At 62.3% G+C, this 16457-nt stretch carries 22 protein-coding genes; 10 read left to right on the top strand and 12 right to left on the bottom strand.

Annotation, left to right across the window (positions count from 1 at the left end):
- Positions 1 to 28: 28 nt before the first annotated feature.
- The 3 genes from CK230_RS25430 to CK230_RS33220 all read right to left on the bottom strand — a co-directional run bounded on the left by CK230_RS25430 (position 29) and on the right by CK230_RS33220 (position 1856).
- Positions 29 to 778 carry a metallophosphoesterase gene (locus tag CK230_RS25430; protein WP_095819891.1) on the bottom strand — a complete coding sequence of 250 codons (750 nt, stop codon included), beginning with the start codon at positions 776 to 778 and terminating at the stop codon, positions 29 to 31.
- A complete protein-coding gene (locus tag CK230_RS25425; RefSeq protein ID WP_095819937.1) occupies positions 771 to 1577 on the bottom strand; it encodes a nucleotidyltransferase family protein in 807 nt (268 codons plus the stop codon). The genes CK230_RS25430 and CK230_RS25425 overlap by 8 nt, the downstream gene beginning before the upstream one ends.
- A gap of 117 nt (positions 1578 to 1694) precedes the next feature.
- Positions 1695 to 1856, bottom strand: coding sequence for a hypothetical protein (locus CK230_RS33220; RefSeq protein WP_095819890.1), 162 nt, complete (start codon positions 1854 to 1856; stop codon positions 1695 to 1697).
- A 282-nt stretch (positions 1857 to 2138) separates the two neighbouring features.
- Between CK230_RS33220 and CK230_RS25415 the strand changes: the two genes are divergently transcribed.
- Positions 2139 to 2456 (top strand): DUF982 domain-containing protein, encoded by a 318-nt coding sequence (locus CK230_RS25415; RefSeq protein ID WP_245430062.1) that lies wholly within the window; start codon positions 2139 to 2141, stop codon positions 2454 to 2456.
- A 2-nt stretch (positions 2457 to 2458) separates the two neighbouring features.
- On the opposite strand, the gene CK230_RS32670 is transcribed toward CK230_RS25415, so the two are convergent.
- The gene (locus CK230_RS32670; RefSeq protein ID WP_210201496.1) at positions 2459 to 2713 is read right to left on the bottom strand and encodes a hypothetical protein; all 255 of its coding nucleotides are present in this window, start codon (positions 2711 to 2713) and stop codon (positions 2459 to 2461) included.
- An 81-nt stretch (positions 2714 to 2794) separates the two neighbouring features.
- On the bottom strand, positions 2795 to 3010 hold the full coding sequence (locus CK230_RS25410) for a hypothetical protein (RefSeq protein ID WP_141246091.1): 216 nt from the start codon (positions 3008 to 3010) through the stop codon (positions 2795 to 2797).
- A gap of 371 nt (positions 3011 to 3381) precedes the next feature.
- Here CK230_RS25410 and CK230_RS25405 point away from each other — a divergent pair, with 371 nt between their 5' ends.
- A complete protein-coding gene (locus tag CK230_RS25405) occupies positions 3382 to 3600 on the top strand; it encodes a hypothetical protein (protein ID WP_141246090.1) in 219 nt (72 codons plus the stop codon).
- A 7-nt stretch (positions 3601 to 3607) separates the two neighbouring features.
- On the opposite strand, the gene CK230_RS25400 is transcribed toward CK230_RS25405, so the two are convergent.
- Positions 3608 to 3994, bottom strand: coding sequence for a response regulator (locus tag CK230_RS25400; RefSeq protein WP_210201495.1), 387 nt, complete (start codon positions 3992 to 3994; stop codon positions 3608 to 3610).
- Positions 3995 to 4103: 109 nt separating this feature from the next.
- On the opposite strand from CK230_RS25400, the gene CK230_RS25395 reads away from it, so the two are divergent.
- Positions 4104 to 4847, top strand: coding sequence for a Crp/Fnr family transcriptional regulator (locus tag CK230_RS25395; protein ID WP_095819886.1), 744 nt, complete (start codon positions 4104 to 4106; stop codon positions 4845 to 4847).
- Complete coding sequence (locus tag CK230_RS25390) at positions 4847 to 5935, top strand: HWE histidine kinase domain-containing protein (protein WP_095819885.1); 1089 nt, start codon at positions 4847 to 4849, stop codon at positions 5933 to 5935. The genes CK230_RS25395 and CK230_RS25390 overlap by 1 nt, the downstream gene beginning before the upstream one ends.
- 285 nt (positions 5936 to 6220) lie before the next feature.
- On the opposite strand, the gene CK230_RS25380 is transcribed toward CK230_RS25390, so the two are convergent.
- Entirely contained in the window at positions 6221 to 7249 is a 1029-nt protein-coding gene (locus CK230_RS25380; protein ID WP_245430061.1) for an alpha/beta hydrolase, read from the bottom strand.
- Between the two features lie 15 nt (positions 7250 to 7264).
- Here CK230_RS25380 and CK230_RS25375 point away from each other — a divergent pair, with 15 nt between their 5' ends.
- The 4 genes from CK230_RS25375 to CK230_RS25360 all read left to right on the top strand — a co-directional run bounded on the left by CK230_RS25375 (position 7265) and on the right by CK230_RS25360 (position 11756).
- A complete protein-coding gene (locus CK230_RS25375; RefSeq protein WP_095819883.1) occupies positions 7265 to 9025 on the top strand; it encodes a thiamine pyrophosphate-dependent enzyme in 1761 nt (586 codons plus the stop codon).
- Between the two features lie 12 nt (positions 9026 to 9037).
- The gene (locus CK230_RS25370; protein ID WP_095819882.1) at positions 9038 to 11029 is read left to right on the top strand and encodes a protein-L-isoaspartate(D-aspartate) O-methyltransferase; all 1992 of its coding nucleotides are present in this window, start codon (positions 9038 to 9040) and stop codon (positions 11027 to 11029) included.
- A gap of 53 nt (positions 11030 to 11082) precedes the next feature.
- On the top strand, positions 11083 to 11286 hold the full coding sequence (locus CK230_RS25365) for a hypothetical protein (protein ID WP_095819881.1): 204 nt from the start codon (positions 11083 to 11085) through the stop codon (positions 11284 to 11286).
- 167 nt (positions 11287 to 11453) lie between these two features.
- Entirely contained in the window at positions 11454 to 11756 is a 303-nt protein-coding gene (locus tag CK230_RS25360) for a hypothetical protein (protein ID WP_095819936.1), read from the top strand.
- A 589-nt stretch (positions 11757 to 12345) separates the two neighbouring features.
- On the opposite strand, the gene CK230_RS25355 is transcribed toward CK230_RS25360, so the two are convergent.
- On the bottom strand, positions 12346 to 12657 hold the full coding sequence (locus CK230_RS25355; RefSeq protein ID WP_095819880.1) for a hypothetical protein: 312 nt from the start codon (positions 12655 to 12657) through the stop codon (positions 12346 to 12348).
- Positions 12658 to 12808: 151 nt separating this feature from the next.
- On the opposite strand from CK230_RS25355, the gene CK230_RS25350 reads away from it, so the two are divergent.
- Positions 12809 to 13012, top strand: a complete 204-nt coding sequence (locus CK230_RS25350; protein WP_095819879.1) for a DUF2934 domain-containing protein — start codon at positions 12809 to 12811, stop codon at positions 13010 to 13012.
- Positions 13013 to 13172: 160 nt separating this feature from the next.
- On the opposite strand, the gene CK230_RS25345 is transcribed toward CK230_RS25350, so the two are convergent.
- Together CK230_RS25345 and CK230_RS32665 are read right to left on the bottom strand one after the other, a co-directional pair.
- Positions 13173 to 13775, bottom strand: coding sequence for a diguanylate cyclase (locus CK230_RS25345; protein ID WP_095819878.1), 603 nt, complete (start codon positions 13773 to 13775; stop codon positions 13173 to 13175).
- Positions 13776 to 13790: 15 nt separating this feature from the next.
- Positions 13791 to 13985, bottom strand: a complete 195-nt coding sequence (locus CK230_RS32665; protein WP_141246089.1) for a hypothetical protein — start codon at positions 13983 to 13985, stop codon at positions 13791 to 13793.
- A 266-nt stretch (positions 13986 to 14251) separates the two neighbouring features.
- On the opposite strand from CK230_RS32665, the gene CK230_RS25340 reads away from it, so the two are divergent.
- Positions 14252 to 14827: a response regulator gene (locus tag CK230_RS25340; RefSeq protein WP_245430060.1), complete on the top strand. Its 576-nt coding sequence runs from the start codon at positions 14252 to 14254 to the stop codon at positions 14825 to 14827.
- Between the two features lie 69 nt (positions 14828 to 14896).
- On the opposite strand, the gene CK230_RS25335 is transcribed toward CK230_RS25340, so the two are convergent.
- Together CK230_RS25335 and CK230_RS25325 are read right to left on the bottom strand one after the other, a co-directional pair.
- Complete coding sequence (locus tag CK230_RS25335; RefSeq protein WP_095819876.1) at positions 14897 to 15328, bottom strand: hypothetical protein; 432 nt, start codon at positions 15326 to 15328, stop codon at positions 14897 to 14899.
- Between the two features lie 527 nt (positions 15329 to 15855).
- Positions 15856 to 16050, bottom strand: a complete 195-nt coding sequence (locus tag CK230_RS25325) for a hypothetical protein (protein WP_095819874.1) — start codon at positions 16048 to 16050, stop codon at positions 15856 to 15858.
- Positions 16051 to 16457 lie beyond the last annotated feature (407 nt).

Here is a 16457-nt window from a genome sequence, read left to right as displayed (position 1 = left end):
ACGCGACGCGCTTTAAGAGCCAACCGGTTCAGATTTCCAGCAGCGCGTAGGGCCGGCCCGTTGGCTTCGTGATGTGCATGGCGACGTTGTAGACTTTGGCGCCGCCGGGGGTCTGGCCTTCGAAAGTGCCACGATGGGCATGGCCGTGCACGACCGCGCTCACCTTGAACCGGTCGATCGTTTCCGCAAGCCGGGATGACCCGAGGAACGGAAAGATTTCCGGCGGCTCGCCAGCGACCGTCTCCGCGATCGGCGCATAGTGAAGCACAACCAGCGTGCGCTTGGCGCGGACCTGCCGCATGGCGTTCTCGAGCCGCATCGCCTCGTTGACGCTTTCGGCCACCATGGCCTTGATCGCCGGCTCGCCGAAAGAGCCAAGCATCCTCGAGCCGAAGCCGCCGACAAAACCCTTGACGCCGACAAAGCCGACTTCCATCAGCTCCGTCGCCTGCCCATCCAGGAGATAAACGCCTGCCTGGCGGAGCGTCGCCGCGATCTGGTCGACGCAGCCGGATTCGTAGTCATGGTTGCCGAGCACCGCGACCACGGGAATTGAGCAGGCGCGCAAATCCTCCGCGAGAAGCTCGGCCTCCTTCGGCTTACCGAGATTGGTGAGGTCTCCGGTAAGCACCAAGATGTCGGCTTCGCGGGAAACCTCGCCGAAAAGGTCGCGGTAGGAAGTCTGCGCATCTTCCTGAACATGAAGATCGCCCATCGCGGCGATCTTGACCTTGCCGTTGCCGTTCGGTTTGCGGCCCGTCTTGTTTTGTTCAGCCATCGCGGAATTCTCCAACGCCGCCGACGCCTGCGAAGCCCCATTCCTTGACGTCGATCTCGTAGTCGACCTGCGATAGCAGCCGGCCGCGGCAGATCTTCATCCGCGGCGCAGGGAGTTGCCGCTGCCTGGCGAGCCGGTCGAGCAGATTGTCAAGCAGCCAGTCGGGAATGTGGTCGCGTTCGCTGGGATAGATCCATCTGAAATTCAGTAATTGCATCAAGAGCACCTCCCAGTGGGTGTCGAGATAGGAGAGCAATCTTTGCCAGTCGATCTGCTCATGCGCCTTGAGGATGGTATGGGCGATGTCGGCGCCGTCATGCCGGCCCCTGTCCTGGATGAAGCATTTCGACCAGATAAGCTCGGTCGGGCCGATGATCCTGACCCGGCTGCCCAGCAACTCGACCTGGCGGGCATGCTCCAGCCACTGGTCCTCTACGTGCATGGTCCCGTTGGCGGAAGCAAAGATCACGTCGAAGAAATGCGGGCCTTCGAAGACCTTGCCCAGCCAGCGGTCGTCCTCGATTTCTATGGCGTAGCCGATATCCTTGAAATGGGTGAGGATGCGCGGGCAATCGCCTGGTTTGCAGAAGATGTCGAGGTCCTTGGTCTGGCGCACGACGCCGGTATAGGCGCTGACGGCATAGGTCCCGGCAACCAGAAAGGGAACGTCGGTGGCGGCGAGCTCGCGGATCGCATGCGTGTAGAAAGCTTCCGCCTCCGCGCTCTTCAGCGTCGGCTCCGCCTTCGCATCGATCACCGGCAGCGTCGCCAGCACTCCGGGCAACTCGTCGTTGGCCATCAACCGTTTGCTACGGCTTTTGATCTTCATTCCCATGTTTCGATAAACAGCGGCAAACCGGCGTTGTTCCGCGCTCTACGTCACGCTTTTTGTGACGAGCTTCGCCAGGACGGAGGGCTAGTCGCCTTCCTCCCGGTACAGGCGTTCGACCGCCCGGTCGCTCTCGCGCTGCTCTGCCGGTCCGCGGCTGCGGCGTGTGGCGAGCACATAGATGATCGCGAGCAGAAGAATGAGGGGACCGCCCGCGACGACGATGAACCACAAGACGGTGCCTGACATCGATCTTCCTTCCCGGATCGAAGGTTGTGCTCCCGCAAGCAGAGGCGCCGGTGGTGCGCTAACCAACGAAGGGTTCAAATGTTCCGCTGTTGGAACGGAGACCGCACATCAGTCGTTGGTGGCTTGAGCACGCTGACCGCTCGCGATGACCCGTACGGATGAAGCCCGACCTGCGTTTTCCTCCGTGACACAGGATTGCAGGCCGGGCCCGGCCTAAGTGAGGGGACAAAGGCCAACCTATGTTGCACGATGATTGCGCCGCCGCCTTAACATAGGTTGTTGATGGCGGCGGCGATTGAACTTCTCTTTGGGCGAATGGTCAGCGGCAAAGCGATCATGCGCTCAAAACGCATCAAACGTTTTCGCAAACCGGTTATCGTGCAGCCCGGCCGGATCGATCGTGATCGGGTGGTGGTCACTGTGCTGGATGCGGCCGACGTCCTTCTGCATACCTGGCCGAAGCCCAACTCCCGAGCCCGGCACCACGCCATCAGGGCGTGCCTTGCGGTGCTGCGGGACGAGAAGCCGCCACGCGTGGCGCGCCAGGCTTTCGTAGACGCCGCAAAGGACGCCAGGATTTTCCTGGGCGACCAAGCCTGACGCTATTTCTGGCTGCGCGCTTCTGGCCGGGCGCCTTGAGCATTTTGCCAAGGCGGATAAAGGCTTCTGTCCCGCCCGATTTTAGCCAGCAACAGTCGGGATTGCCGCAACAAAATCCGACTTCTGGCGATAGCCGAACCGGTTTCGCCGATCAGACGCTCCGCGCGTCGGCGGGTTTGGAGAAGATGTTCCAGGTCGAGCTGGATGCGATGCGAACGCAGATCATCCATGATGCCAAACACCGGGGCAAGCCGCATGTTCCCTTCAGCCGATCTCCAGCACTGCCATGATAACTCTCAGCGGCCGATGCAGCTCAGAGCGGACAAGAGCGGCGCCCATCAGGTACCACCTGTGTCTGTTTGCCCGCTGGCCGGGTGGTGCAACGCTTGCTTGACGGCTTCAATCAACGCCGGCGGGCAGGGTTCGCCTTCATAGAGATCTTCGTAAAGCGACCGGACTATGTCCTCTATCGACACGGACGGATCGGACTGCACGAGCTCGCGCGCAACAGCCTTGATGTCGGAAAAGTCATAGCCATTGGGAGCGGTGACCATTTTGTTCTTCTTATTGCGTGGCTGAGCGCCTCGCGGGCGATCCCAGGCGCCATTCAAGCGGGTCCGCCGGGTGACGCTGAAGATATCTGCGCCCGGCGCAGGTCGCCGACAATAACGCAGGTTAAAGCGACTCTTTCCAGGCTCGGATAAATTTCGGCCCTGGCTTACAAGATGGTGGCAACCGAAGAGAGCCGGAGGGCCCGCCTAACTCTACCCCCAGGCGAGGCGGGCCCTTTCTTCCGATCGGGTCCTGACCGCTCAGAAGCTCATAAAAATTTTCGTCTCTTTTTCATGGGTTAATGCGTGGCCGCGAGGCAGGGCGCAATTATCAACTGAAAGAACGACAAGAGCGCGCTAAGGGAGGTTGCGGCGTGATCAAATATCATCCTGTGCGTCTGAACGAACTTATCGACCACTATATGGAAACGCGTTCCCCTCACCGATCTCCGGTGTCTGTGGCCGCGGCAACCAGAGCGATCCTGACCGTGATGCCGGACTGCTCGGTTGAGAGCCCTCAATTGAGCAACATGATCGCGCGATCGGCGGTCAAGCACGGCCATGCCGTGAGCTTCGATTTGATGAGCGTCTAGTCCGGTATCAACCACTATCGATCGGCAGCGACTTGCGCGTCACGTCCAGAAGGTGGCGCGCCAGTTCTGTTGCGTCGCAAGGTTTTTCGAAACTGCGGATCTCGGCAAAGCGTGGCGGAATGGCGGTGGCGTCATAGCCGGTGGCGAACACAAACGGAAGCCGCCTGGCCAATAGCGCGTCCGCCACGGCAAAGTCGATGGCGCCGGCCAGATCGAGATCAAGTATGGCGGCGTCGACGCCGCCCAGGTCAAGGGAATTCAAGGCCTGGTCACTGGTCGCGAAGGGACCGATGACCGTCAGACCGAGCCCCGAGAGGGCTTTTGTGATATCCTCAGCCAGAAAATACTCGTCTTCCATGACCAGAACACGAGCGCCGGCGACTTTCTCATCCATGGCAAGCCTCCCGAAGGCAGCCATTTGAAACGTCTTACGCAGTCCGACATTAACATAGGTAAGGTCGTCGTCGCATCATAGTGTGTATCACGGGATCAAGAGGACTGGGATGAGGCTACCTCTGATCCGCAAGCTTGAGAAATTCACGCGGCTTTCGCAGGCCGACAAGGAGATGCTGGTCAGAATTGCGGCGCAACGTGTCCGGCGCTTCGCCGCGCGAGAAGACATCATCCACGAAGGCGAGAAACCTGAATTCATCAACCTGATCAACGAGGGCTGGGCCTGCCGCTATAAGACCCTCGAAGACGGACGCCGGCAGATCATTGCATTCTTCCTCCCCGGCGATCTGTGCGATCTCAACGTGTTCATCCTCAAGGAAATGGACCACTCGATCGGCGCGATCACGCCAGTCGCGGTCTCGGAGATTTCACGCGCCGCCTTCGACGAGATGATGATCGGACATCCGCGCATCACTCAGGCGCTGTGGTGGGAATCGCTGGTCGCGGCAGCGATCCAGCGCGAATGGACGGTCAATCTCGGCCAGCGCGATGCACTCGAGCGGATGGCGCATCTGTTGTGCGAGCTGTTCATCCGGCTGGAAGCAGCCGGCTGCACAAGCGACAGCAGTTGCGAATTTCCGTTGACGCAGACGGAACTGGGCGAGACGCTGGGCATGTCGACGGTTCATGTCAATCGTACGCTGCAGGAGCTGCGCGCTTCGAACCTCATCGTGCTGAAGGACAGGACACTGACCATTCCCAATCTCCAGGCATTGCAGGACGTCGCGCTGTTCAATCCCAATTATCTGCATCTCGATCGCGAGGGCAGGCATCTCGATGCCAACGAGGAGTAATGTCCAAGGGCCCGCCCAACAAGCCGCTTGAACGCGGTCTGGCAGATGTCACGGCGACCATGCGTGAGCATGCGCGCGTCGAAGCCCGACTGCGTGAGAGCGACGAGACCCTGCGGGATTTCGCCGAAGCCGCCTCGGACGTTCTCTGGGCCCGCAATGCCGACACGCTGCAGTGGGAATACCTGACGCCTGTCTTCGAGGCGATTTACGGGATGAGTCGTGAACAGGCCTTGGCCGGCGACAACTTCGCCACCTGGATCGACCTTATCGTGCCCGAGGATCGCGAGCATGTGCTGGGCCAGATCGAGCGCATACGCGACGGCGCACGTGCAACCTTCGAATACCGAATATGCCGGCCGGCCGACAACGAGATACGCTGGCTGCGCGATTCCGGCTTTGCGATGCGCGATGCGGCGGGAAAGGTCGCTCATATCGGTGGCGTCGGCCAGGACATCACGCGACAGAAACAAGCCGAGGAACAGCAGCAGGCTCGCTTCGCCGGACTGCAGCATCATATGCGCAACACGCTGGCCGTGATCCGCTCGATCGTGCGGCGTACGATGGAGAAAAGCGAATCCCTTGATGAAGCCGCGGCTCACCTGGAAGGTCGCATCAACGCTTTCGCCCGCGTGCAGGCGGCGATCACACGCCATCCGTCGATCGAGATCAACCTGGCATCGATCGTCGCCGACGAATTGCGCGCCGCCGGGGGCCGCGAGGGCGATAACCTGACGATCGAGGGCCCGCCGTTGACGCTCGCTCCCAAGGCTGCTGAGACGATGGGCCTGGCCATCCACGAATTGGCAACCAACGCGTTGAAATACGGGGCGCTTGCAAGCTCGAGCCGGACTGGCCGCATCGACATCGAATGGCGTTTGGAGGAAGATCTGCTCCGCTTCATCTGGACTGAAAGCGGTGTTCACGATCTGAAACGGACCGAACGGCGCGGCTTCGGTTTCGAGGTGCTCGAGCGGACCTTGCCTTACGAGCTTGGAGCGACGGTGGAGTTGCGGTTCGCTCCGAGCGGTCTCGATTTCACGGCTGCCATCCCGCTTCGCGCCATTAGAGCAATTTCAGGAAAAGTGTGAGCGGTTTCCAGCTGGAAATTGCGACAAAACAAAGAGATAGATCGGTTTGCCGCGTGGCCAGGGCCCAGGCCAGGAAGCCATGCGCGATGTCGCGGAAATACACCTCGGACGTTGACCCGCTTCGTTCGAAGCCGCCCGGCGACGTAGCCGCCCAGCGCGGACGACAGCCACTGCACGATGACCAGGCAGACCGCGGTCGACGGAGAAAAGTTCCTGCTTCGCCCGTCCGCTGGACCGGCGAACTTCCCTCGACGCAGCTTTCCCGAACGTCGAGGTCGGCGCCGGCTATTGCCTGCCGGACTCGACGAGGAATCTCTCCAATCCCTCCCGAACCTGTGCGGGCGCTTCTCGAGTTGGGAAATGACCGACACCCGGCAGGAGCACACGCTCATAACCGGCCGTAAAATACGGCTCCTTGCCTTTGGACGAATCCGGCAGAACGACGCGATCGTCGTCGCCATGAAGGACCAATGTCGGCACCGAGATGGCCTCCGCCTCAACTTGCTTGCGCGCAAGTTCAGCATAGCGCGGGTCGGGATCCGCCTCCCCCCAGCGCACGCGATAGGAATGCAGCGTCACGTCCGGCCAGTCCGGATTTGCGAAAGACTTGGCCACACGCTCAAACAGATCGTCGTCGAACCAGCCTGGCGGGCTCCAGCTGTCCCACTGGAAGCGCGCGAAAGAGTGACCATGCTGTCGCACGAACTCCTCGCCGCGCCCGGTCGCCATGAACCACTGATACCAGAAGGCCTTCGCCTGCTCCAAAGGCGGCATCGACGGAGGGCCAGGTTGCCATCCCAGTGAAAGCGCCGCGCAGCATGTTATCCGCTGCGGAAAGACGGACGCGAGCAGATAGGCGATACGCGCGCCCCAGTCATGGCCGAGAACCGCGAACCGTTCGAGGCCGATGGCGTCGGCAAAGTCGAGCGCGTCCTGCGCCATAGCGGCGATCTCGCCTGAGCGTATGGTTTCATCGGAGTGGAACGAGGTCTTCCCGAACCCGCGCAGCCACGGCGCGAAGGTGCGGAAGCCGGCGGCCTGAAGAGATGGTGCCACATCCGCAAAAGTGGTCGCATCATCCGGCCAGCCATGAAGGAGCAGCACAGGCGGGCCGTCCTCGGATCCGCCGCTCAGATAGGCGACGCGCAGAAGCGAAGTATCGCAGAAGACAGGCTTTTCCATGGACGCCTCCTCATGGGCACCACACTGCAGTGGCCGCCCAACCCCGCGCAATCGGGTTTGTTCCTTTTCGCCATGGGGCCCGCTTCGATCCGGCGAGGGAACCAACCGCAGCCTTGCTGGTTCGGAAGCCAACAGCGGAGCCTCGCCATGCCCAATGCAGCCGAAATCCTCGTCGACACCTTGATCGCCTGGAACGTCGAAGTCGTGTTCGGGTTGCCCGGCGACGGTATCAACGGCGTGATGGAGGCGCTGCGCAAGAACCAGGACAGGATATCCTTCGTCCAGGTGCGGCACGAGGAATCGGCCGCGTTCATGGCCTGCGCCTACGCCAAATGGACAGGCAAGCTTGGCGTGTGCCTCGCGACGTCCGGGCCGGGCGGCACCCATCTCCTCACCGGCCTCTACGACGCCAGGCTCGACCAGGCGCCGGTGCTGGCGATCACCGGCATGCAGTTCCATGACCTGATCGAGACTTTCACGCAGCAGGATGTCGATCTGACCCGCGTCTTCAATGACGTCAGCGTCTACAACGTCCAGGTCTCGGACGCGGCGCATATGGAGAATGTGGCGAGCCTTGCCTGCCGCACGGCGCTCGCCCGCAAGGGCGTCGCGCATCTTTCGATCGCCAGCGATATCCAGGAGCAGCCCGCCGACGCGGCCAAGCGATCCAAGCGCAACCGGCCGGCGCACACGCCGCAGGACATGTTCGCCCCCCACTGCCTCGCGCAGGATACGGAGTTGGACAAGGCCGCGGCCATTCTCAATGACGCCGGGCGCGTGGCGATCCTTGCGGGACGCGGAGCGATCGGCGCGGCGGCTGAACTCGAGGAAACGGCGCGGCTGTTGCAGGCGCCCATCGCCAAGGCGCTGCTCGGCAAAGCCGTGCTGCCGGACGATCATCCCTACACCACGGGCGGCATCGGCATTCTGGGCACCTTGCCTTCGCAGGAGGCGATGGAGACGTGCGACGCCGTCCTCATCGTCGGCTCGACTTTTCCCTACATCGAATATTATCCGCAGCCGGGCAAAGCGCGTGGCGTACAGATCGATTGCGACGCGCAGCGCATCGGCCTGCGCTTTCCCGTCGAGGCCGGTCTTGTCGGCGATGCGGCCGAGACCTTGCGCGCCCTGAACCAGCGGCTGCAGCAGAAGGGCGACGGCGCATTCCTGGCAACTGCACAGAGTTCGATGCAAAAATGGCGCGAGACGATGCGCCAGTCCGAAGACGGCTTGGCCCATCCGCTCAAGCCGCAGCGCGTCGCGCGCGCCTTCGGCGAGCGCCTTGCCGAAAATACGGTGCTGGCAACCGATTCCGGCCAGAACACGGAACTAGCCGCGCGCCATGTCGATCTCCGCGCGGGGCAGGCTTTCGGCGTTTCCGGCGCGCTCGCCTCCATGTCCTGCGGTTTGAGCTATGCCATCGCCGCCGGCATTGCCTTTCCCGGCCGTCCTGTCGCGGCGATCGTCGGCGACGGCGGGCTCGTCATGCAGCTCGGCGAGTTTTCGACGGCGGTGCGCTACGGCATCCCGCTGAAAGTCCTGGTCATCAAGAACAACATGTTGAACCAGATCGCCTGGGAGCAGATGATGTTCCTCGGCAACCCGCAATTCGGCTGCGAGCTGCAGCCGATCGATTTTGCCAAGGCCGCGGAGGCGATGGGCGGAAAAGGCTTCAGCATCGAGCGGGCGCAGGAGGTCGAGCGCGTGCTCGACCAGGCTTTCGCCACCAGTGGGCCGGTGATCATCGAGGCGCTCGTCGACGCCTATGAGCCCATGATGCCGCCGAAAATGCCGCCCGATTACGCCAAGAATTTTCGCAAGGCGCTGCCGCAGACTCCGGGCCGCGACCTTATCGAGGAAAACGTCACCCGCGAGCCAACCAAGGCGATGATGGACGTAGGCGAATAGAAGGGGATTTCGATGCTTGATCTTTCCCGCGAGCGTCGTCGGATGGTCGATGTGCATCTCAGCCGGCGCGGCATCCATGATCGGGAAATCCTGGCGGCGATGCGGGAGGTCCCGCGCGAAGTCTTCGTGGACCCAGGCTACGAGGAATTCGCCTACGAGGACGGACCGCTGCCGATCGCGCAAGGACAGACGATATCGCAGCCTTACATCGTTGCCTTCATGCTGGAGATGGCGCAGATCGGCCCAGGCGATAATGTGCTCGAGGTCGGCACAGGATCGGGCTATGCCGCCGCCGTGATGAGCCGCATCGTCGACCATGTCTACACGATCGAACGCCATGCGCCACTGGCCGAGGACGCACAGCGACGCTTTCAAAAACTAGGCTACGGCAACATCGAAGTGCGGATCGGCGACGGAACCAGAGGCTGGCCCGAAGCGGCGCCGTTCGATGCGATCGTGGTGGCCGCGAGCGGGCCGGGCGCGCCGCTGGCGTTGCAGCAGCAGTTGGATGTCGGCGGCAGGCTGGTCATCCCGGTGGGCGATGATCCCGATGAACAGCGGCTGCTCAAGGTAACCCGCACCGGCGCATCGACCTACAGCGAGGAGGATTTCGGCGGGGTGCGCTTCGTCCCGTTGATCGGCGAACAGGGCTGGCAGGAGGAAAGCCGCCCAGCGACTGTCCGCACGACCCCACTGGCGCGCAAGCGCAGCCTGCCGGAAATGATCGCCGCGGTCGCCGAGCCGCTTTCCGCCTTCGACGACCCTGCGTTTGCCGAACCGTTCGACCGTTTCGCGGACCGGCGGGTCGTCCTGCTCGGCGAATCGAGCCACGGCACCTCCGAATTCTACCGGGCACGCGCTGCAATAACCAAAAGGCTGATCGAGTGGCACGGCTTCACCATCGTCGCGGTCGAGGCCGACTGGCCCGATGCAGCGGCCATCGACCGCTATGTCCGCGGCCGAGGCGCCTCGCCCGGCGCCGGTCAGCCGTTCCAGCGCTTTCCAACCTGGATGTGGCGCAACACCGATGTCGCGGCATTCGTGGAATGGCTGCGCGAGCACAATGACAAGGTCAAGGCGCTGCAGCCGCAAGTAGGCTTTTATGGCCTCGACATCTACAACATGCGCGGTTCGATCGCCGCCGTCCTGGAGTATCTCGATCGCGTCGACCCGGAAGCGGCAAGGGTTGCGCGGGAGCGCTATGGCTGCCTGACGCCATGGCAGACCGAGCCGTCGACCTACGGTCGTGCCGCGCTGACCAAGGGCTACCGCGAATGCGAGAAAGCGGTCCTCGAGCAGTGCCGCGACATGCTGGTGAGGCAACTCGACCATGCCGGCCGAGACGGCGAGGAACTGTTCGAAGCCGCGCAGAATGCCCGGCTCGTCGCTTCGGCGGAGCAGTATTACCGCGTCATGTATTACGGCGGACCGCAATCCTGGAATCTGCGCGACACGCATATGTTCGAGACGCTCGAACATATTCTGGATGTACGCGGCCCGAACGCGAAAGCCATCGTGTGGGCGCACAATTCCCACATCGGCGATGCGCGTTACACCGAAATGGGAATCTCGCGCGAGGAAGTGAATATCGGCCAGCTCTGCCGGCAGCGCTTCGGCGACGCCGCAGCTCTCATCGGTTTCGGCACGCATACGGGCACGGTCGCCGCGGCGACCGACTGGGACGGCGAGATGGAAGTCAAGTCGGTGCGGCCATCGCGCGAGGACAGTTACGAGCGGCTCTGCCACGACGCGGGCATCGGCCGGTTCCTGCTTGACCTCGCACGCGACCCGAAGCTGCGCGACCAGCTGGCCGAGCGCCGCCTGGAGCGCTTCATCGGCGTGATCTACCGGCCGGAAACCGAACTGCACAGCCACTATGCCGACGCTTCGCTGGCGCGTCAGTTCGATGCCTTTGTCTGGTTCGATGAGACCAGCGCGGTCACGCCGCTCGGACCCGAACACGCCGCCGAAGGCATGCCGGAAACCTATCCGTTCGGCGTCTGACGCCGGAACATTCTGCGCCGCTTCCGGTTCGAAAGACATAACGAGGAACGACCATGAGCGGAAACCAGCACCCGAAATCGAAAAAGCCGAGCGATGCCGATATGGGCAATGATCCAGGCATTGGAACCTCCAAGGGCACCATCAAGGAAGGCGACGAGCTGGAGCATGGCGAGAACACAGTCGAAGGTGATGTCGAGAACGACACAAGCGACGCAGGTGGCATCAACCCTCGCCAGAAAATCCGAACGAATAAGTAAGCTTTCCAGAACCTCGCAACAAATCTTACAAACTGCATTGTGCATCTTCTTTGTCAGAGGTGAAATTTATAAGCAGATCGGCGTTGTCGGCGAATTTCATCGGAACATCCGGTTTAATTTCTTGTCGAATGATATCGCAATCAGGCGATCAACAGGAGATCCTTACCATGATCAAACTTCTTTCCGCATCGATTCTTACAATTGTCCTGGCGACTTCCGCGATGGCGCAAACGAGCGGCTCGGGCAACGGCACCAACGGCACCGGCGCTACCGCAGGCACCACCGGCGCGGGCGGCGCAACGGGTACGGGCAACAGCAACGGCACGGTCGATCCAAACGCCACCAACAGCACGAACAGCACCAAGTCCAACGGCGCAAACGACCGGTGCAAGGACGCCGCCGGCAACGACATCGACAACAACACAGCCAGTGGCAACACGACGTCCAACGTGCAGAATTGCAACAAGTAAGCTATCGGCCTCTTGCACGGCCTTGAAGCCCGCCTTTGCAAGGGCGGGCCTTTCTCTTTCGACTGCCGATGCGTTGCAGGTCACATCCCGCGGTCCGGAACGTAAAGGCAGAAAGAGCGCTGGGATCTGTTGTCGCCGCCCCGCTTGCATTCGTGGAAATGTTCGTCACGCGATCGCTTGATGCGATGGTCGCTATAGGGGATCAGCTCGCCGGTCGAGAGCTGGTAACCGTATTTCGTTTCCTTCACATCCGAAGGCGGTGCCTGATAGCAATCCACCCCAGCGCAGCAGGAAGGGTCATACTGCCAGCCCGCCGGTGCCTGGTGCGCCGATGCCGGGAAACAGAGGAGGCTCCCCAGGACGCTTGCGGTCAGAGGGAGCAATGCCCGCCGTCGAAGCGAACGTGGCCTATCGCGCGCTGCCCGTTCCCGCGGATGTTTGCTTGACGCTGTCTTGTTCATAGCCGATCCGTCGTGGTTGCGGAGGCTCCGGACGGCTCCAGAGCCTCACAATCCGCCGCCGGATCGTCGGCGGCGGCAGTCCTCGAACTTAGAAGTCATAGCTATGTTCCACTACGTCCGCGCCGCCGTCATTCCTTCACATAGGCGCCGGGCTGACGGCCGCTCCTGGCTGCCTTGGCGTCCTTGGAATGCTCCGCGACTGCCGGGCCAGCGCCTGAACTCTTTTCGGTCGAGGGGCTTGGCGTCGGCTGCCGCGGCGGATTGCGGCCTTCCGACTGATGGGTCTTGTCCTCGACCTCGCCCTGTTTGCGGCTGAGGCCCGGATCGACGTGAGGTCTTTCGTTGCCGGCGGCGTCCTGGGAGAATTGGTCGCTCGGATCCGGATCGGTGTTGGCCGGATATTTTGTGGCGCCTGTCTCGCGGCGGTTCTGATTGTTCATGGCTGGTCTCCATTTCTCATGGAGAAGTAACACCGGCGCGAAGGCGACGTTCCCGAACCGGCACGGTACACGGCAGGCTTAGAAGGAACAAATCCGCCGGCAATCACTTAGGCGCGGGCAGCGCCACCTGAGGCGTGAAAGGAGGCTTGTGATGGACAGGGAAGAACGCATCAGGCAACGTGCCCACGAAATATGGGAGCGCGAAGGCCGCCCCGAGGGACGCCAGCAGGAACACTGGGATCAGGCCGTCCAGGAGATCGAGTCGGAAGGCTCGGAAGCCGAGCGCGGTCCGGTGGCGCCCGATCCTGCGGTTGGCGTCGGCTCGGATCCGGCCGCCAACAGGCCAGGCGGCTGAGGCCGTTGATGCGTCATATCACAATTGCGCTAGGTGTTCTGGTGATCGTCCTGGTCGCCCTCTGGGTTTGGACTGGCCAGAATGACGGGCGTCCGGCCGGTGGCGCCCAACAGCCCTCGCCGCACGCTATCGACCAGAACGGCTGAGAAGATAGTTGCCCTCACCGCGTGGCGGTATCGCCGGGCTCATGGCGCCTTGCCTTGGCGGGCACGAGCCGGCCTGCGTTGGCGCGCAGGCCTCTGAAGAACTCCTCCACATAGGGCAGCAGTTCGAACAGCACGATGACGATCATCACGACGGCAATATATGCCACCGGCAGTTGCTGCTGTTTCCAGGTCAGGTCGAAGCGCGCCGTTTCCGGTCCGGCGCCGAACAGGGCCAGGAACTGGCCCCAATGCAGCGCCACGACGATGACCAGCCCCATCAGCGGGATCATCTCCAGGAAGCTGTGGACATGCTGCTCGATCGGGCTCACCGTGCGCGCCGTGGTCGCGTAGCGCACATCCCACATTGCCGTCGCTTCATGAACGAAGAAGGCGACGATCATTACGGCGATGATCAAGGCGTTCACCTCGAGGAACATCGCTGCAAGCAGCGGGATCCCAACCTCTGCGAACATCAGCAGGTGGATCAGCGATTCCTTCGCGCCGGTCGTGGATTCGATGTGGGTCGCACGATGACAGAGCCAGTCGGCAAAGCCCGCGATCAGCCAGACCGGCAGGACGAAATACATCAGGATGAGGACCATCGGGTCGGCCAGCACGAGGCAGCTCCTGCTCTATCTGCCGGCGTTCTCCGCATCGCGCTTCAGCTTTGCCGCCTCGCGATCGAGCACCTCCGGATCGTTGCCGTATTTCAGGATCAGCGCCAGCGCCAATCGGCTTGCAATTCCCGCTCTTTGCGCCAGGTCGCGGACACGTTCGGCATTCTCACGCTCGTTGTCATCCCCGGAGGCTTCGCCGTACGATGTCATGGTCGTGGTTCCCAGCCGACTCCCGCCTCGTGCCGAACCGCAGGCCGGCGGAATGGTTCCATACCCTGTCTGACCGGATCGAAGCCTGTCAGATCGGGTCGAAGTGCATGCAGCGAACCTCCGGAACGGTTCACCCGTCGCCGCGTTCTAACATCTGGCTTCCCTGCGACCTCATTGCCATGTGCGGGTGTGAGCGCGCCTTGCTTTGCGGCTGCGGTATGCGAACTGAAGGAGCTCGTGTGCGAAACCTCAGGGGACTTCACCTCTTGATCGCTGAAGACGAGTGGCTGCTCGCCAGCGATCTGGCGACCTTCTTCGCCGACATGGGCGCCATCATTCTTGGGCCGGTGGCGACGGTGGAGCAGGCCGGACGGCATGCGAAGAAAGCCGAGGCCGCGATCCTGGACATCGACCTGCATGGCCGCAAGGTTTTCCCGGTCGCGGACGAGCTGATGCGGCGCAACGTGCCCTTCGTGTTCTTCAGCGGATATGACGAGATCGCCATTCCCGAGCATTTGCGTTTTGCGAGCAGCCTGAGCAAGTCGTCGAACCGCGTCAGCCTGATCGATGCACTGTTTCCACAGGAGCACTCTGTAGAACCGGCGACCGTCGGGCAGCCGGTGGCTGCGGCGGAGGACGTCGTTGCGCTGCTGCCCAAGCTGCGGCTCACCGCACGCCTGCTGCTGGAAGATGCCGGGGCCTCAGACCGCCTTGTCGAGCATACTTTGGAACGGGCGCTGGAGGATATCGACAATAGACCCGCGGACTCGTCGATCGCCGACTGGCTGAACGCCATCATGCGCAGGATAGCGCAGTTGCGCGGAGCTTCTCTTCTGCACTGATCATCTCTGCACTGATCGTCGGGCAGCCGAGCCGCCGGCGACCTGCGTTCGCCGGACGACCAGTCTGTCTCAATGCGTGAAACGGCTCCTGAGCCAGCCGAGGATCGGGTTGCCTCTTACGATCCGGCGCACCCGCGCGGCGGCCCAGTTTGCCTGCATCGTCGCGCCGGTATGGCAGCTGCAGACGACGTCATGCAATTGCCAATCGGAGAGCTCGAAGAAGCGCTTCGCTTCGCCATAGGTGTCCGACCGCAACCCGGCGGCGCGCAGCAATGGATCATCGAACGCAACCGCGAGCGCCGATCCGTCCGCCCGCACCCGTTCGCGAACCCCGGGATCGACATATTCGGTGCCTGTCAGCGCCGAGAGGCAGCGCTGCGGATTGCGGTCGAGCAGTTCCGCCCACCGCTCGATCCGTTGCGTTCTCGTTGCAAGGGGAATCAATCCAAGCCGGTCGACGACCGCCACCGATTGAAGTTCGTATGAGGTCTGATGCTTCATTGCTGTCTCCTGTGGTTCTTGGCGGCGACATCTGCACGGCGGCGCGGCAGATCCTGCCGGAGCCTGAAGCCCACGCCTGCGGACAGGCGCGGGCCGATCAGGTGTTGCCCACCCGTCTTCAACAAACGCCTTGGAGCGGCGTCTGAGGCGAACCCCGAACTGCCAGCGATCACCTATGTTCCAGCTATTCTCGCCCAGGGAGTCGGATGACGAGTTGAGATCATCGCGTGGGCCTCCTGAGCAGAGGAGCCCGGTGCGAGTGTCAGGTCGCATCGCCGATCAGTCGGCAAGATCGCGCGCCTGGCTCGGCTAGCCTGTTTCTAACGAGAAATCTCATGAAGGAATTAGCGCTGCCGTCCGCCGCCAGTACCTTTGGCGTGCCGCAGAAGGTTCGAGATTTCGGTTGTGAGCTGCCGTGCACGGTCGGACTCGAGCTTCAACGCAGTCCTGATGCGGTCGCTCTCTGCCCGCAGCCTGTTCGCCCGTGCGATAGCTGCTTCGCTTGCCTCGTGTTTCGGAGCCATGGCCTAAATCCTCGTCACGTTGTCGGGGCGCAGGCGTATCTTCTGTCCTTCGGCGTAGCTGATGGCATCGGCTTCGCTGTTGAAAGACCGGACCACGGTGACATGGCCCGGCTCTTCGATCATCACGTGCCATTCGGTCCCGGCCTCCGCCAGTGTCACCGCTTTCTCCGGGGCGACGGGATGGTCCAGCCTATGCATGCGCCGTTCTCACTAAGGCAGCGCCCGCCGCTGCCCGAACGGCCAAGATTAAAGGTTGTTCCCTCCCTCGCCCTAACCTGTGTTTACGCGGCGCAAAGAAAGACCCGTCGCCGGGGGAGGCAAGCGGCGACGAGTCTCGCACCGGACACCTGGAGCGGACATGACCGCAGCGCCCTAAGCGCGGATGACGGTGTTTGTTCCAAGAGAAAGCCCTGCCAGCACGCTAGAAAGCGCTGCCAGCACGCTGGAGAACGGTTGCTTCGCCGAACGACTCAACAGGCACGAGAAGCAGCAGCAATGGAACAACGCGCGGATTGCATTGTTAAAGAGCTGACCGGTCGCTGAACCGCGATGGCGCCATCACCGCAACGGAACGGTTCTTACAGCCCAACGGAGGCTCGTCGCGG

This window comes from Mesorhizobium sp. WSM3859, from assembly GCF_002295065.1.
In the GTDB taxonomy this organism is placed as follows: Bacteria; Pseudomonadota; Alphaproteobacteria; order Rhizobiales; family Rhizobiaceae; genus Mesorhizobium.
This window is presented reverse-complemented; position numbering and strand designations above follow the sequence as displayed.